Annotated in this window: 17 protein-coding genes and 2 pseudogenes; 8 read left to right on the top strand and 11 right to left on the bottom strand. The window is 53.5% G+C overall.

All coding sequences use genetic code 11. The features are described from left to right. From INF35_RS13550 to INF35_RS13540, 3 genes are all read right to left on the bottom strand, one after another. Positions 1 to 700 (bottom strand): transketolase (locus INF35_RS13550; RefSeq protein ID WP_193503357.1); only part of this gene is annotated, 700 nt, incomplete at its 3' end. A 1-nt stretch (position 701) separates the two neighbouring features. Further along, positions 702 to 1361 (bottom strand): fructose-6-phosphate aldolase, encoded by a 660-nt coding sequence (fsa, locus tag INF35_RS13545; RefSeq protein ID WP_193503356.1) that lies wholly within the window; start codon positions 1359 to 1361, stop codon positions 702 to 704. A gap of 28 nt (positions 1362 to 1389) precedes the next feature. Further along, positions 1390 to 2973, bottom strand: coding sequence for a xylulokinase (locus INF35_RS13540; RefSeq protein WP_193503355.1), 1584 nt, complete (start codon positions 2971 to 2973; stop codon positions 1390 to 1392). 99 nt (positions 2974 to 3072) lie between these two features. Here INF35_RS13540 and INF35_RS13535 point away from each other — a divergent pair, with 99 nt between their 5' ends. Next, positions 3073 to 3918, top strand: a complete 846-nt coding sequence (locus INF35_RS13535) for a PocR ligand-binding domain-containing protein (protein ID WP_193503353.1) — start codon at positions 3073 to 3075, stop codon at positions 3916 to 3918. Positions 3919 to 4484: 566 nt separating this feature from the next. Here INF35_RS13535 and INF35_RS13530 read toward each other — a convergent pair. The 4 genes and pseudogenes from INF35_RS13530 to INF35_RS14170 form a co-directional block, all read right to left on the bottom strand. Then, the gene (locus INF35_RS13530; RefSeq protein ID WP_193503351.1) at positions 4485 to 4661 is read right to left on the bottom strand and encodes a CatA-like O-acetyltransferase; all 177 of its coding nucleotides are present in this window, start codon (positions 4659 to 4661) and stop codon (positions 4485 to 4487) included. A gap of 10 nt (positions 4662 to 4671) precedes the next feature. Then, positions 4672 to 5109 carry a cytidine deaminase family protein gene (locus tag INF35_RS13915; RefSeq protein ID WP_235983253.1) on the bottom strand — a complete coding sequence of 146 codons (438 nt, stop codon included), beginning with the start codon at positions 5107 to 5109 and terminating at the stop codon, positions 4672 to 4674. Further along, positions 5110 to 5592, bottom strand: a pseudogene (locus INF35_RS13910) (GrpB family protein); the annotation flags it as partial. Between the two features lie 140 nt (positions 5593 to 5732). Beyond that, positions 5733 to 6008, bottom strand: coding sequence for a hypothetical protein (locus INF35_RS14170; protein ID WP_456237423.1), 276 nt, complete (start codon positions 6006 to 6008; stop codon positions 5733 to 5735). Between the two features lie 68 nt (positions 6009 to 6076). On the opposite strand from INF35_RS14170, the gene INF35_RS13515 reads away from it, so the two are divergent. From INF35_RS13515 to INF35_RS13485, 7 genes and pseudogenes are all read left to right on the top strand, one after another. After that, positions 6077 to 6214, top strand: a complete 138-nt coding sequence (locus INF35_RS13515; protein ID WP_193503360.1) for a DNA cytosine methyltransferase — start codon at positions 6077 to 6079, stop codon at positions 6212 to 6214. After that, complete coding sequence (locus INF35_RS13510) at positions 6177 to 6470, top strand: amidoligase family protein (protein ID WP_193503359.1); 294 nt, start codon at positions 6177 to 6179, stop codon at positions 6468 to 6470. The genes INF35_RS13515 and INF35_RS13510 overlap by 38 nt, the downstream gene beginning before the upstream one ends. Next, a pseudogene (locus INF35_RS13505) lies at positions 6455 to 6898 on the top strand (hypothetical protein); the annotation flags it as partial. The gene INF35_RS13510 and the pseudogene INF35_RS13505, both read left to right, overlap by 16 nt. 84 nt (positions 6899 to 6982) lie before the next feature. Then, complete coding sequence (locus tag INF35_RS13500; RefSeq protein ID WP_193503347.1) at positions 6983 to 7228, top strand: type II toxin-antitoxin system prevent-host-death family antitoxin; 246 nt, start codon at positions 6983 to 6985, stop codon at positions 7226 to 7228. A gap of 3 nt (positions 7229 to 7231) precedes the next feature. Then, positions 7232 to 7576: a type II toxin-antitoxin system RelE/ParE family toxin gene (locus tag INF35_RS13495; RefSeq protein ID WP_193503345.1), complete on the top strand. Its 345-nt coding sequence runs from the start codon at positions 7232 to 7234 to the stop codon at positions 7574 to 7576. A gap of 58 nt (positions 7577 to 7634) precedes the next feature. Beyond that, a complete protein-coding gene (locus INF35_RS13490) occupies positions 7635 to 8015 on the top strand; it encodes a PrgI family protein (protein WP_193503358.1) in 381 nt (126 codons plus the stop codon). Continuing rightward, positions 8012 to 8212: a hypothetical protein gene (locus INF35_RS13485; RefSeq protein ID WP_193503343.1), complete on the top strand. Its 201-nt coding sequence runs from the start codon at positions 8012 to 8014 to the stop codon at positions 8210 to 8212. Before INF35_RS13490 ends, INF35_RS13485 begins: the two co-directional genes overlap by 4 nt. A 232-nt stretch (positions 8213 to 8444) precedes the next feature. Here the strand turns inward: INF35_RS13485 and INF35_RS13480 are convergent, their stop codons facing one another. From INF35_RS13480 to INF35_RS13465, 4 genes are all read right to left on the bottom strand, one after another. Further along, positions 8445 to 10007, bottom strand: coding sequence for a glycoside hydrolase family 43 protein (locus INF35_RS13480; protein WP_193503341.1), 1563 nt, complete (start codon positions 10005 to 10007; stop codon positions 8445 to 8447). Positions 10008 to 10181: 174 nt separating this feature from the next. Next, positions 10182 to 11069, bottom strand: coding sequence for a carbohydrate ABC transporter permease (locus INF35_RS13475; protein WP_193503339.1), 888 nt, complete (start codon positions 11067 to 11069; stop codon positions 10182 to 10184). A 13-nt stretch (positions 11070 to 11082) separates the two neighbouring features. Then, entirely contained in the window at positions 11083 to 12003 is a 921-nt protein-coding gene (locus tag INF35_RS13470; RefSeq protein WP_193503337.1) for an ABC transporter permease, read from the bottom strand. Between the two features lie 165 nt (positions 12004 to 12168). Beyond that, positions 12169 to 13692 (bottom strand): type 2 periplasmic-binding domain-containing protein, encoded by a 1524-nt coding sequence (locus INF35_RS13465; RefSeq protein ID WP_407925650.1) that lies wholly within the window; start codon positions 13690 to 13692, stop codon positions 12169 to 12171. Positions 13693 to 13694: the final 2 nt, after the last annotated feature.

Below are 13694 nucleotides of genomic sequence, written 5' to 3'. Positions count from 1 at the left end.
TGGGGGCGCCTGTCTGGGTGTGGAAATACTGGAACGCATCTTCGATTTGGGCGAAGTCGTGACCGTCAATGGTGACGGTACGGAACCCGAAGTCCCGCATCTTGGCATCCACCGGGTCGGTGGGCATGACTTCGCTGGTGGGGCCGTCGATCTGCAGCCCGTTCAGGTCAATAATGACACAGAGATTGTCCAGTTTGTACTTGGCGGCGAAGAGGAACGCTTCCCACACTTCCCCCTCCTCGATCTCGCCATCGCCCAGGAGAGCATACACACGCACATCATCCTTGTGCAGGTACTTGGCGGCTTTGGCCATGCCTGCCGCACAGGAGATGCCCTGGCCCAGGCTGCCAGTGGACATATCCACACCGGGCACCGTGTTCATATTGGGGTGGCCCTGCAGATAGCTGTCAATGTGACGCAGGGTGGGCAGGTCCTCCACCGGGAAAAATCCCCGGTAGGCCAGCGCGCTGTACAGCCCCGGCGCGGTATGTCCCTTGGAGAGCACGAACCGGTCCCGGTCCTCCCATTTCGGGTTGGTTGGGTCGACGCGCATTTCCTTATTATAAAGGTAAGTAAACATATCGGCGGCGGACAGGCTGCCGCCGGGGTGCCCGGCTTTGGCACCGTGGGTGGATTCAATCACGCCCATACGCACCTTGCAGGCTGCGATCTGCAGCTTCAGACGTTCTTCCTTTGTCATATCACTCACCAAACACCTTGCAGTAGTCTTCCTTGAACTTCTCGATGCCGGAATCGGTCAGCGGATGATGCAGCATCTGCTCAATGACCTTGTAGGGCACGGTGGCGATGTCGGCACCGGCCAGGGCACAGTCGGTCACGTGGATGGGGTTGCGCACGCTGGCCGCGATGATCTGGGTCTCGATGTCGGGGTAGTTGAGGAACATGTCGTGGATGGTCTCGATGAGCTCGATGCCCCGCTGGGAGATATCGTCCAGGCGCCCCAGGAAGGGGCTGACGTAGGTGGCACCGGCGCGGGCGGCCAGCAGCGCCTGGTTGGCGCTGAAAATCAGGGTGCAGTTGGTGGGGATGCCCTTGGCGGACAAGGCTTTGATGGCCTTGAGGCCCTCGGCGGTCATGGGGATTTTTACGACCATGTGCTTGGGGTCCAGGGCGTAGATGGCCTCGCCCTCCTTGACCATCGTCTCGGCATCGGTGGTGGTGGCCTTGACCTCGCCGGAGATGGGCCCGTCCACGATGGTGGCAATTTCAGCCAGGGTCTCGGCGTAGTCCCGGCCCTCCTTGGCGATGAGGCTGGGGTTGGTGGTGACGCCTGCGATGACGCCCATGTCGTTGGCGGCGCGGATCTCGTCCACGTTAGCGGTATCAATGAAGAATTTCATACAGTTACACTCCTTGTTTTCTTTGTGATTAGAAATGCTCCACGGCGGCGCGTTCCGCCTGCAAAGCAGCCTTGTATCGTTCCAGGAACGCGGTAAATCCGCGCACATCCTCTTCCCGGGGTTCCAGGGTGGTGCCCATGGAGCCGGCAAAGATCTTCTGTTTCAGGTAATCCGCCAGGTTCAGCGGGCAGCCTTGCAGCACCGCCAGCCGATAGCCGGCCAGCAGGGCCATGCCGTAGGGGCCGCCTTCCCCGGCCGTTTCCATGACGGTGACGGGCGCCTGGGCAGCCGCCGCCAGATACCGCTGGGCAACACCGGGAGTCTTGAAGAGTCCGCCGTGGCCCAGCAGACGGTCCACCGCCACATTCTCCCCCTGGAGAATGTCCAGCCCGATCTTCAGGGTGGCCATGGCCGAATAGATGTGCGCCCGCATGAGGTTGGGCAGAGAGAAGTCGCTGCCCGCCGTGCGCAGCAGCAGCGGATGGCCCGCGTCAAAGTGGGTCACTCCCTCGCCGGAATAGTAGTTCACCGGCACCACATCGCCGCAGTCCGGTGCGCCCTCCAGCGAGGCATTGAAAAGCAGCGGGAACAACTGGGATGCCGGCACTTGTGTGCCGCACAGAGCCGCCACCTGGCCAAACAGGTTCACCCAGGCGTTCAGGTCGCTGGTGCAGTTGTTGCAGTGGACCATGGCCACCGGAGCTCCGTCCGGTGTGGTGACCAGATCGATCTCGGGGTAGACGTTTTTCAGCATCTTTTCCAGCACCACCATGGCAAAGATGGAGGTACCTGCACTCACATTGCCGGTACGCACCGCCACCGTATTGGTGGCAGCCATACCGGTCCCGGCATCTCCCTCGGGCGGACAGACCGGCACGCCGGGGGACAACGTACCGGTGGGGTCCAACAGATGTGCCCCCGTCTCCGTGAGGGATCCGGCATCCTGCCCGGCGCAGAGCACCCGGGGCAGCAGGTCCTGCAGGCGATAGGGCATTCCGGCCCCTGCCAGCAGTTCATCGAAACTAGCCATCATGGCGGCGTCGTAGTCGCAGGCGGCACTGTCGATAGGGAATATGCCCGAGGCATCCCCGATGCCCAGCACCTTTTCCCCTGTGAGCTGCCAGTGCACATACCCCGCCAGCGTGGTCAGGAAGTCAATGTTCCTGACGTGGCTTTCCCCGTTGAGGATGGCCTGGTAGAGATGGGCCACGCTCCACCGCTGGGGAATGTTGAAGTGGAACCGCTGGGTCAGCGCCTCGGCGGCAGTCTGGGTGGTGGTGTTGCGCCAGGTGCGGAAAGCGGCCAACTGGTGGCCGTCCCGGTCGAAGGGCAGATAGCCGTGCATCATGGCGGAAACACCCAGGGCCCCCACCGTGGTCAGCGGTTCGCCGTAAGTTTTCTGATACTCTTCGGCCAGATGGCGGTAGGCATCCTGGATGCCCTCCCAGACTTCCGTCAGGGGGTAGGTCCAGTACCCGCCCTCAAAATGGTTTTCCCAGTCGTGGGCGCCGCTGACCAGCACCGAACCGTCGGGGCCCGCCAGCACTGCCTTGATGCGGGTAGAGCCCAGCTCAATGCCCAGCGCAGTGGATTTTTGTTCAATTTTTTTCATAAGATCACCGCCTGTGAGATAGAGAATGGAGAGAAGATTGACAGCGCCGCCGGCGCCATTTACAATACAGATAAAGGGACAAACAAGGAGGCGAGGGACATGGGTGCGGTCTTCGACAAGAAAGAACTGCTGGTTCTTCTTCAGGATTTTTACGAATTGACCGGTTTGCGCACCGTCGTGTTTGACGAGTGGGGCGTGGATGTTTTGTCCTATCCTTCGGATCTGCCGGCCTTTTGCCAACTGGTGCGAGCTACCCCGGAAGGGGCGCTGGGTTGCCGGCTATGTGACCAGAAAGCCTGCCGCCAGGCCCGGCAGGAGTGCAAAACGCTGATCTATCCCTGCCATGCCGGCCTGATTGAGGCCATCACCCCCATCCAGGTGGACGGAGTAGTGGCGGGCTATCTGCTGCTGAGCCACATTGTGCAGGGGGCAGACGAGGACGCGGAATGGTGCCGGGCCCGGGAACTGTGCCGGAAGTACGGCATTGCGGAGGAGGACCTGTCCAAAGCCTACCGGCAGCTGCCCCGCACCCCCTACCGCATTTTGCGCGCGGCCGGGGATCTGCTTTCCTTTTCGGCCCAGGCGCTGTGCCAGGCCCAGATGGCCCGGCTGGTGCCCGGTAGCCTGAAAGAACGGCTCAACCACTTTGTATCGGAACATCTGGCCGAAGATCTTTCCAGCGAGCGGATCTGCACCGCGTTGGGCGTGGGGCGCACAGCGCTGTATGAGCTTTCCAAACAGACCTACGGCTGCGGCATCCATGAGTATGTGCGGCAGCTGCGCATCCGGCACGCCATGCAGCTGCTCACCACCACCAAGCTGACCAACAGCGAAATCTGCCAGAAAATCGGCATTGCCGACTACAACTATTTTTTCCGGGTATTTCGCAAGCAGACCGGTTTTACGCCCCAGGCTTATCGCAAACAGTTCGGGGAAACGGACTGAGCGCCGATTCTGTGTTTATCATACATCCTGCGTCTGGCAACGGATAGTCATGGATGTTCATTTTACTGGATTTTTGTTCGATTTTTTCGGATTGATTCTTGCAGACGCAAAGGCAGCCTTCTTCCGACGGATCCCAAGGGACCGCCGGGAAAGAGGGCTGCTTTTGCGTTTGATTCAGGTTGTCTTTTCAGACGCTGCCTATGGCTTTTTGTGGAGAAAGAATGGTTATGTGGCGTGGAGCCGCAAGCGCAGGTCTGTTTTCGACAGCAGACAGGGCGTATATGAACGCCCCGTTCTTCGTCCTGCGCTCCGACTTGTGGACAAAGTGTCCCGAAGTTGTGGCCACACTCTCGGAAACGTAGCAGGACAGCGTGCAACTGTCAAGGCTGAAATGAACGGGTTTACACCCGACCTTGACCGCCGCTCGCTGTCCCGCTGAATGGGTGGACAAGGCGACCAATCTCTCAAAGTGCTTGGACGCTCTCTTTCTGATTTTGGAGCGTTTCTTTTCTAAAAATTGAAATGGGCGGGAAGCCATTTTAGGGCTTTCCCGCCTTGATTACCTTTTAGCAAAGACGGGCGTGACTGTCAACGGCGTCGCATGAAAGTTTCAATCTCTGTTTTTTGATGGCGGTAATATCTAATTTTGTTGTAATGCTATATGTGCAAGGCACTTCTTTCAGGTAATGTTCAAAATATTCTTTTCGTTGCCAGTTGTTTCTGTCAATTACTCTGTATTCCATAAAAAATTCCTCATTCGTTCATTTCCATTTGGTCTGTGCTCCACCATTCGGGAGTTAAAGACTTCAAGCGTATCACCTTTTTCGTTTCATAGTCGCACAAAATTTCTATTTCGTCTGCTGTTTTATTCAACTGCATCATAAATTCCCGGCAAGCTCCACACGGCATACCTGCTTTTCCATCCGGCATAACAGCGACTATTTTTATGATTTGGCTTTCCCCGTTTGTTATCATATTTGCAATCGCATTTCTTTCCGCGCACATTCCCAATGAACAAGCCGTATCAATGCAGGCCCCGGTATAGATATTTCCTTTTGCCGAAAGAACTGCGGCAGAAACACTCCCAGCCTCAATCAGTGGAGAGAGTTTTCTTTCATGCTGTACTTTCCTTGCGGCAATATACAATTTATCCCACGCTCCATCGTATTGAGCAAGCGCACGTTCTTCCATCTCACGAACAAAATTTTCTTTCCCATCACAATATCCATCTATATCATAGGGGAACTCTTGCGCAAGGTCTTTCTTGATTTTTGCGTATTCGTCCCGCTCTTTTTTATGGGTTCGCATATAGTCCCGAAATGCAAGGTGCCGTCCGATATTGTTCCAATCGTCCGCTTGAAAGATATGAATTTGATGGGTTCGCTCATCACCGCCTTTGCGAAGATAGCGTCTGCCCGTTATTCCAAATTCTCCGAGATATTCGTAACCTATCTCTGAAAACTTTTCCGCAACCGTATCTACCTTTTCAAGACTTCTAACGACTGCCATAATATCGATAATTGGCTTGGCGGCCAGTCCCGGAACAGATGTACTTCCAATATGGTAGATAGAAATGCAATTATCTTTCAGTATTTCGGTAATATAGTCCCGCTCTCGTACATATTTTGACGGCCATTCCGGGTCATAATTTACAACGGTTATATGCTGTGGCATAATAAATCACTCCTTATCCAGTTCTTGTAAGTTATTTTTTCCTGTCTGTGTAATCATCTTTTTTGCAAACTGCTGGAACATTTCAACAGTTTCTTTATCCATCGGTGCAAGCTGTCCGATCTGTCCGGCTATCATCGCCGTTACATCGTCAATGGAAAGCGGTTTTTCTTCTGTTCCTCCAGTACGTCCCGCATGGCTTGGAACATAGCGGCGGTCACAGCTTCCCCCGCCTGTTCCCCGTTGTCAATGTCTTTCTTAATATCCCGCAGGATAGCCAGGAACACATTTTTGATTTTTTCAATCTCCGCTTCATGTTCCCCCATCTTTTGGGCGTTCAAAAGCTGTAAATCCTGCTTCGCTTCTGCCCGGTGTTCCGGGTGTTCTTTCATCAGGTCGGACAGGGAAGCCGTTGCCATCTCGATAAGCTGGTTTCTTGCTGTTATGCCCTTTGCCGCCGTATCCTGAAAATAAATCCGTATCAAAGGTGTTGGCCATTCAGAGCGACAACCAGGTCTACAAACAGGCTGGAAACGGCGTGACGGTCAATGTGGTGGAAGCTATCGGGCGGCGGCTGGCAGCTCTGGATGCAGAACTTTACGGAGGTGAGGTGCCTGGCCCTTGATTTCAAAGATCAAAATTACGGCTGTGAAATCGAAATGACGGGACTGACCCGTGAACAGGCAGCGAGGGCTGTTGCAGCGCTGTTTGGAACTTCGGCAAGAAGAACGCGGGAATCTGTGACCTACGATCCTTGGGAAGTGCTCGACAACGACGGGAAAAAATGGCGCTTTGTTTACGACGGGAGTATCAGCGCGGTCAAACGATGTGGGCGGGAAAGGCTGTACACCACCGATACGCTACACTGCCCCAAGAGCTGATCGACGCCATCAATGAGGTGGGCTTCTGGGACTCCATCCCGCTCTGGGCCGTGACGCTGATCGGCGGGCTACTCATTACCGTACTATCCTTCGTGATGATCCTGACCGTGTATGGCCGGATGTTTTCCCTTTGGATGTACGCGGCCATTGCGCCCATTCCGCTTTCGTCCTTTGCCGGAGAACCCACGTCCAATGTGGGTAAGAACTTCCTGCGCAGTTACGCCGGAGTCTGTTTGCAGGGCGTGGTCATCGCCCTGGCCTGCATTATCTTCTCCGCTGTTTCCTCTAGTCCGCCCGCTGTGGATACCAGCGTATCGGTGGTGACCGCCGTCTGGACCTATGTGGGAGAACTGGCTTTCAACCTGCTGGTTCTGGTTGGGGCAGTGAAGGGATGTGACCGGATCGTCAAGGAGATCATGGGACTATGATTGCGAAAGATAGTTCTTAAAATTATTCGTTGAATTTGGCTCAAGATTCTGCTATACTAGATGGCAGAAAGGATGGTGTTCTCTATGCCGAATATCAAACCGATTTCTGATTTGCGCAATTACAATGAAGTTTTGCGGGATGTCACGGCCGAGGAACCGGTTTTCTTGACCAAAAACGGCCGCGGTCGTTATGCCGTGATGGATATTCAGGAGTATGAGAAAAGCCAGGCAATGGTCAAATTGCTGACCGAACTGGCCCGTGGCGTGCGGTCCGGTCAGGAAGAAGGTTGGCTCGCACTGGACGATGCGGAAAAGATGCTGCTGGGGTGAAATATGGCGAAGGTACAGATTTCTCCGTTGGCACAGCAGGATATGCTGAATATCCGGCAGTATATCGAAACGGAATTGGGTAACCCAGTAGCCGCCCGGCGTACTGTTGAGCGCATCCTGAAGGCGGTTCGCCAGTTGGAACAATTCCCCCTATCAGGGGCGCCTTTACAGTATAACGGAGTAGATACAGGGTATCGCTATGTGACCAGTGGTAACTACGTGGCATTTTACATTGGTACACACACCACCGCACAGGTGGTTCGGGTGCTGTATGGCCGGCGTGATACCATCCGCATCCTGCTGGGACATTCGTTCCAACCGGAGGAAACAGAAGAAGATATAGAGTAAACCGAAGGGGCAGCTATGTTTGGCTGCCCCTTTCCCATTAGAATCAGAGGTGACGCGTATCGAAATCAAAATCCCCAAAGAAGTCCGGGATTATCATGAGACCATCTTCTTCGGTCTCAACACCCGGCAGTTTATCTGCTCACTGCTGGCCCTCGGGGTGGCAGTGGGCGTTTATTTTTTGCTCCGTCCGCTACTGGGAACAGAGGAAATCGGCTGGGTATGCATCCTGGCCGCCGCGCCTTTCGCAGCTTGCGGATTTTTCTCCTACCACGGTATGACCGCTGAGCAGCTGTTCTGGGCGTGGTTCAAATCCGAGATCCTGAGCCCCAAACGGCTGGTCTATCGTTCCAACAGCTATTACTACGATGCAATCCAGGGAGGGATGCGTATGAAGAAGCCTAAACAGAAAAAGCGCAGCCGTAAGGAGAAGCGCCATTGATCAAGACCCTGTCCAAAGCGCGGAAACAGGAGCGCATCAAGTTCCGCATTCCGCGCAGTGTGCAGGACTGCATTCCCATCCGCCGCATTTGGGCGGACGGAATTTTTCAGGTGGGCCATCAGTTCTCCAAGACCTGGTCGTTCACCGATATCAACTATTGTGTTGCGGAGCAATCAGGCGTTTCGTTTTGTAAATGAATCGTGCATACAAAAAGCAGACCCGTGAGTCCAAGGGTCTGCTTTTTGTATTTGCGATAGGGAAGAGTATGGACGGGTTACGCAGGTATCGATCCGGGAGATTCGGTTTCCAAACACCCACATCCGCTTGGCTTTTCGCGGATTCGCATGGCTTTTTATTTGTGGGCGGGCTCCTCGCCGGCTGGACATTCTCTCCCCATTTGGCAGCCGCTACCGAATGATTCGTGAAGGATTACTTGGTGGGAAGTTCGCGATAGGTCATTCTTTCAAAATCAGAATAACCACCAGCGTCCTCTCCATTGCCGGAAGCATATAACCCCAGTGTACAGCCGACAAAACCGCCGGCATGTTCCGTGCTTAAAGAGCGCAGATCAATGTCGTAGGCAACCGGTTTCCATTCACTATTGCTTTGGTAAAGAACACTGGCCACAAGCCCTTCTACGCGCAACTTCAGTTTGATGGGGGTTGCAGCCGACATATCCATTCGCGCCAAACAGCTGTCTTCACCATCTTTGCAAAGAGAAACAACAAGTTTGATCCCCGAATCCTGGGGATAGCACTCTGCCCGTAGATGGTTTTCGTTGCTTTGAACCATGGCAATACCGGCGCAATCACTCTCTTTGCAGAAATGCGGGATAAAGCTGGTTTCAAATTCGCAATTCCAGTGTTGCTGACGCAGCGCGAGGTATGCAGGCTCACCGCAATCCTTCAAGCTGTCGCAACGATGGAAAAGACGAACAATATGCTCTTCTGCGTGCAGTTCCAGTTCGTGATCGCGGTGATTGCGCAAAGTCAGCAATTCCAGCGGCAGAGAAGGTGTATCAAACGTATAGGTTTTACATTGGGGTACGTCGTCAGAAGGCTGCCCCTCGTAAGGCAGCGTGACTACTTCTTCAAGATGACCGACCCCCGCATTTACAACCGGCCAACCATCTTCCCAGGTGACCTTTGCCAAAAAGGTTTCACGCCCCAACAACGTGTACCCTTGGTTCGGCCGGCAAGCCAATACAACCATATACCAGTTGCCGTTTCCGTCATCCACTAAGTCGGCATGACCGACGCAGGTAACAGGATATTGGGCTCCCAAATGGCGATGCGTCAGAATGGGGTTGCAGGGGCAGTACTCGTAGGGACCAAACACATTTTTGCTGCGCGCGATCATGACGCTGTGGTGGATGGATGTACCGCTTTCCGCATGCAAAATGTAATAGTAACCGTCCTTTTTGTACAGGTGAGGTCCCTCCGGCCAAATGGCTTTGCGCTGGAATCCGGTAAGTACAATGGTGGCATCGGGCTTTAACTGCATCGTGTCCAGATCCAGAGTTTGAATCCAAATTTCGCAGTCGCCATTGTAGCGGTACCCGGCAGAACGCGGCCGTTGGCCGATATAATAGCAGGTACCGTCATCGTCAAAAAAGAGACTGGGATCAATGCCGCCGGTAGACTCACCCAAATAGTAAGGCTCGGACCAGGGGCCGCGCGGATCTTTTGCAGTGACGATAAAATTTCCTTGGTCGGACACGTTGGTGGTAATCATATACCAGGTGCCCTTATGGTAACGAATGGTAGGGGCAAAAATCCCCTCGGAATGCTGACAGCCGGACAAAGGAACCTGAGAATCACGATCGAGCACATTACTGATCAAATTCCAGTGGACAAGATCTTCGCTCTCAAAAACCGGCACGCCGGGAAAATACGCAAATGTCGAATGAACCGTATAGAATTTGTTCCCTACCCGGCAAATCGAAGGGTCGGGAAAGAAGCCTGTCATGATAGGATTTTTAACGGAAAGCATAGAAAACCTCCAGGTATAAAGGGGTGATATTCTGCATGCAAAAATATAGAGCTATGGCCGCTGCATCCAGGAGGAAAAACAGATGCAGCGGCCATAGCTATTGGAGGGTGCCGCCGAACTGACTTTTCGGATTACAGGCACTGGAAAACAGGGGCGGATGGCAGGAAAAGGATTTTACTCTTTTACACTGCCAATGGTCATGCCGGATACAAAGTATCTTTGCAGGAAGGGATAAAGCAGAATGATGGGAAGCATCGTCACCACAGTAGCGGCGGCACGCACGGTAACCGGCGTGACGGCTGCGGCAGCGGTGTTGCCGCCGGTGGTGGCACTGCCGCTTTGCTGCATGACAGAGGAAAGAAGCTTCATCAACTCATATTGCAGGGTCGTATACTGGGCGTTCATCCGGTTGTACAACATAGCATCGAACCAGGAGTTCCAGTGTCCGACAGCTACGAACAGGGCGACGGTGGCATACACCGGCTTGCACAGGGGCGAGATGATACGGGTAAAGATGGTGAAATCGTTGGCACCGTCAATCATGGCGGATTCTTCCAGCGCGCTGGGCAGACCTTCCATGTAAGTGCGCAGAACCAGAACGTTAAATGCGCTGATCATGCCCGGAATGACGTATACCCAGAAAGTGTTGGTCAGGTTCAGGTTGCGGTACAAAACCAAGGTGGGGATCATACCGCCGTTCACATACATGGTGATGACCCAGAACAAAGACAACTGGGAGCGGAACAAAAAGCGCTTGCGGCTGATGACGTAGGCCAAAAGGGCGTTCGTCACCAAGGCAAAAATCGTTCCCAATACCGTTCTGGCCACAGAAACGATAGCACCGGTGATGATGTTCTGCTGATTCAGAACCGTTTTATAGTTCGAGAGCGTAAAGATGCGCGGCCACAGATGGATGCCACCGCGTACGGCGTCGATACCGTCGTTGAAAGAAATCGCCACCGTGTTCAGAACAGGATACACCGTAATGGTGACGAACAAAACCAGGAAAATGGTATTGCAGGTAACAAAGACTTTGTCCATGGTGGATGATTTGATTTTCATGTGTACCCTCCCCTTAGAACAATCTGTCTTCACCGGCACGTTTGGCAATCCAGTTTGCGCCGAGAATCAGAATAATTGCAACGACGCTCTTGAAGATACCGGCTGCAGTACCCAAAGAATAATCGTTCTGGCTGATGCCCCAGGTCAAGGTGTAGATATCAATGGTTTCCGAAACACTCTTGACCAGGCCGTTGCCAAGCAGATACTGGACTTCAAAGCCTGCATTCAATACGTTGCCAACATTCATGATCAGCAGAATCATAATGGTGGACTTGATGCCAGGAAGCGTGACGTGCCAGATTTTGCCCCACCGGCCGGCACCATCCAGAGTGGCTGCCTCATACAGGCTGGGATCGATGGAGGTAATGGCGGCCAGGTAGACAATGGCATTCCAGCCGGTTTCCTTCCAAACATTGGCAAATGCAACGATTGGCCAAAAATAACTCGGATTGGCGAAGAAGTTGATGGGCGAATCCAGAATGCCCAGGTTCACCAGCAGCTCATTGACGATACCGGAGGAAGACAGCGCATCGTGCAGAATACCGGTGACAATGATCCAGGAAAGGAAGTGGGGCAGATAGGAAATCGTTTGAACAAGCTTTTTGCCGAACATGTTGCGTACTTCGTTCAGCAGGATGGCGAAGATAATGGCCATTAAAAAGGTGGTCACCAGATTGAGAACGCCCATGGCCAGAGTGTTGCGGATATCACGCAAAAAGACTTCGTCAGAGAACAGGAATTTAAACTTTTCCAGTCCTACGAATTGAGAGAAGAAGCCGTCTTTGGGTTTGTAGTTCTGAAAGGCCATTACCCAGCCTGCCAGTGGAACGTAATAAAATACGATGCCGTATACAAAAAAGATAGCCGCACAGACCATCAGAAATTTCTGGCGTGAAATCTCTTTCCATGTAATACGCTTTGATGGATTTTTCATTGGCGAGTCCTCCTAAGGAACGTGTATGGCGAATCATGTGTTGCAAACTAACGTTTAAGGAGCTTGCGGGTTGAATGCATTTCATAAAAAAAGTGGCCACGGCTACACCGTGCAGCCGTGGCCACTTGTATGTGTCAACGTCTGTGTCGCCTGCAATAACGGGCATCAAAGACCGGCACGGCGCTCAAGCTCAGTTTGCATTTCTGCCAAGAAATCCTGCGGATTGGCTGCGTTGTACGCAGTCATGTATTCATTCCAGGTGGTTTCAAAATCAGGCTCCATAACAACTTTGGGCAGCCATTCGTGTTTGACTTCGCCCATCTTGACCCAGGCAACACCACCGGGGGTTTCGGTAGTCATCGAACCGGAGTAAGAATACATCGGGAACCAGGGGCCCGGTTCTTCTTTCACAGAACCGATCAGATCAACGTAGCTGTCTACGCCGTAGGCTTCAAACAGTTTCTGCAGGGGGGTGGACAGGCTGTCCAGGAATTCGCTTGCCTGCTGGTCGGGCTGCATGGCGTTCTTGCCGTCCCGGCTGGTGCCCAGCCACTGCGGCATGTAGGAATAGTTGCACATGTGAGAGGCCTGATAGGCGGGATCCGAACACTGCATCCGCATTTCTTCGGTGCGGTAATACATGCCGTTTTCATCCACCAGATAGTCTACTCCTTCAACGCCCCAGTAGCGAAGATCGTGAATCTCCTGGTCCAGGAGGTCATTCATGAACTTAAAGGCTGCATCAATATCGGAGCAGCTGGTGGTAACGGCCACGCCGCTGGAATTGTTCAGGGTGTCGGCGTAGTTGTGCCAGCGGTTTTCCATTCCTTCGTCAATGGTCAGGCCCAGCGGAACGTAGTTGCAGCCCTGCTCGTCCAAACCCTGCTGTTTGAAAACATCATTGACATTGTACGCGAAGTTCCACCACTGGTCGCACATGCCCAGCACAGCGCCGGTGGAAAGCTTGGCGATGTATTCATCGTAGGTCTGGGTGGCGAATTCTACGTCCACGTAGCCTTTCTGGTATTCTTCGTTCAATTTCTGGAAATACCGCTTGGCAGTGGGCGTGGTATTGTAGTCAACTACCTGCATCGTATCCGTGTCTACAATGACAGAGCCGTCGTTGGGATACCCATCAAGGAACTGGGGTGCATTCTCGATGCAGAAATAGCGCCAGTCTTCGCAAAGTGCCGTGTAGGGAATGTTCTTGGTACCGTTTGCCATGGTGGGGTTGGCATCGGCATAGCTTTCCAGCAGATCGAAATACTGGTCCAGGGTTTTGATTTCGGGGTAACCGGCCCATTCCAGAACACGCGCCTGAATCCAGAAGGCTTCATCGTTATGGGTGGTGGCACGATCTTCGCCGTAGGTGTTCTGGAATACGTTGGCCCAATAAATCTTGCCGTCATCCTGACGGAACTTGTCCCACTCTTCGTCGGTGTACATTTCTTTCAGGTTGGGGTACTTTTCCAGGTAATCATCCCAGGGCACCAGGACGCCTGCGTCATAAAGAGACATCATGGCATCGCCGCCATTGATGAAATCCGGATACTCGCCGCCGGCGATGATTGTGCCGATGGCTTCTGCGTCGGTCTGGCCGGTCAGCCAGGTCTCTTTCAGTTTGGCACCGGTCTTTTCGGCAATGATGTTCATAATGTCGTTGTCATCATTGATTTCGGAACCGGGCATTG

It is taken from the genome of Gemmiger gallinarum, assembly GCF_014982805.1.
Lineage (GTDB): Bacteria > Bacillota > Clostridia > Oscillospirales > Ruminococcaceae > Gemmiger > Gemmiger gallinarum.
Note: the sequence above shows the minus strand (reverse complement) of the source record. Positions and strands in the feature narration are given on the sequence as shown.

Coding starts and splice junctions, on each gene's coding strand:
- fsa (WP_193503356.1), bottom strand. CDS start 1,361: ATGAAATTCTTCATTGATACCGCTAACGTGGACGAGATCCGCGCCGCC.
- INF35_RS13540 (WP_193503355.1), bottom strand. CDS start 2,973: ATGAAAAAAATTGAACAAAAATCCACTGCGCTGGGCATTGAGCTGGGC.
- INF35_RS13535 (WP_193503353.1), top strand. CDS start 3,073: ATGGGTGCGGTCTTCGACAAGAAAGAACTGCTGGTTCTTCTTCAGGAT.
- INF35_RS13530 (WP_193503351.1), bottom strand. CDS start 4,661: ATGGAATACAGAGTAATTGACAGAAACAACTGGCAACGAAAAGAATAT.
- INF35_RS13915 (WP_235983253.1), bottom strand. CDS start 5,109: ATGGAAGAACGTGCGCTTGCTCAATACGATGGAGCGTGGGATAAATTG.
- INF35_RS14170 (WP_456237423.1), bottom strand. CDS start 6,008: ATGGCAACGGCTTCCCTGTCCGACCTGATGAAAGAACACCCGGAACAC.
- INF35_RS13510 (WP_193503359.1), top strand. CDS start 6,177: ATGCAGAACTTTACGGAGGTGAGGTGCCTGGCCCTTGATTTCAAAGAT.
- INF35_RS13500 (WP_193503347.1), top strand. CDS start 6,983: ATGCCGAATATCAAACCGATTTCTGATTTGCGCAATTACAATGAAGTT.
- INF35_RS13495 (WP_193503345.1), top strand. CDS start 7,232: ATGGCGAAGGTACAGATTTCTCCGTTGGCACAGCAGGATATGCTGAAT.
- INF35_RS13480 (WP_193503341.1), bottom strand. CDS start 10,007: ATGCTTTCCGTTAAAAATCCTATCATGACAGGCTTCTTTCCCGACCCT.
- INF35_RS13475 (WP_193503339.1), bottom strand. CDS start 11,069: ATGAAAATCAAATCATCCACCATGGACAAAGTCTTTGTTACCTGCAAT.
- INF35_RS13470 (WP_193503337.1), bottom strand. CDS start 12,003: ATGAAAAATCCATCAAAGCGTATTACATGGAAAGAGATTTCACGCCAG.
- INF35_RS13465 (WP_407925650.1), bottom strand. CDS start 13,692: ATGCCCGGTTCCGAAATCAATGATGACAACGACATTATGAACATCATT.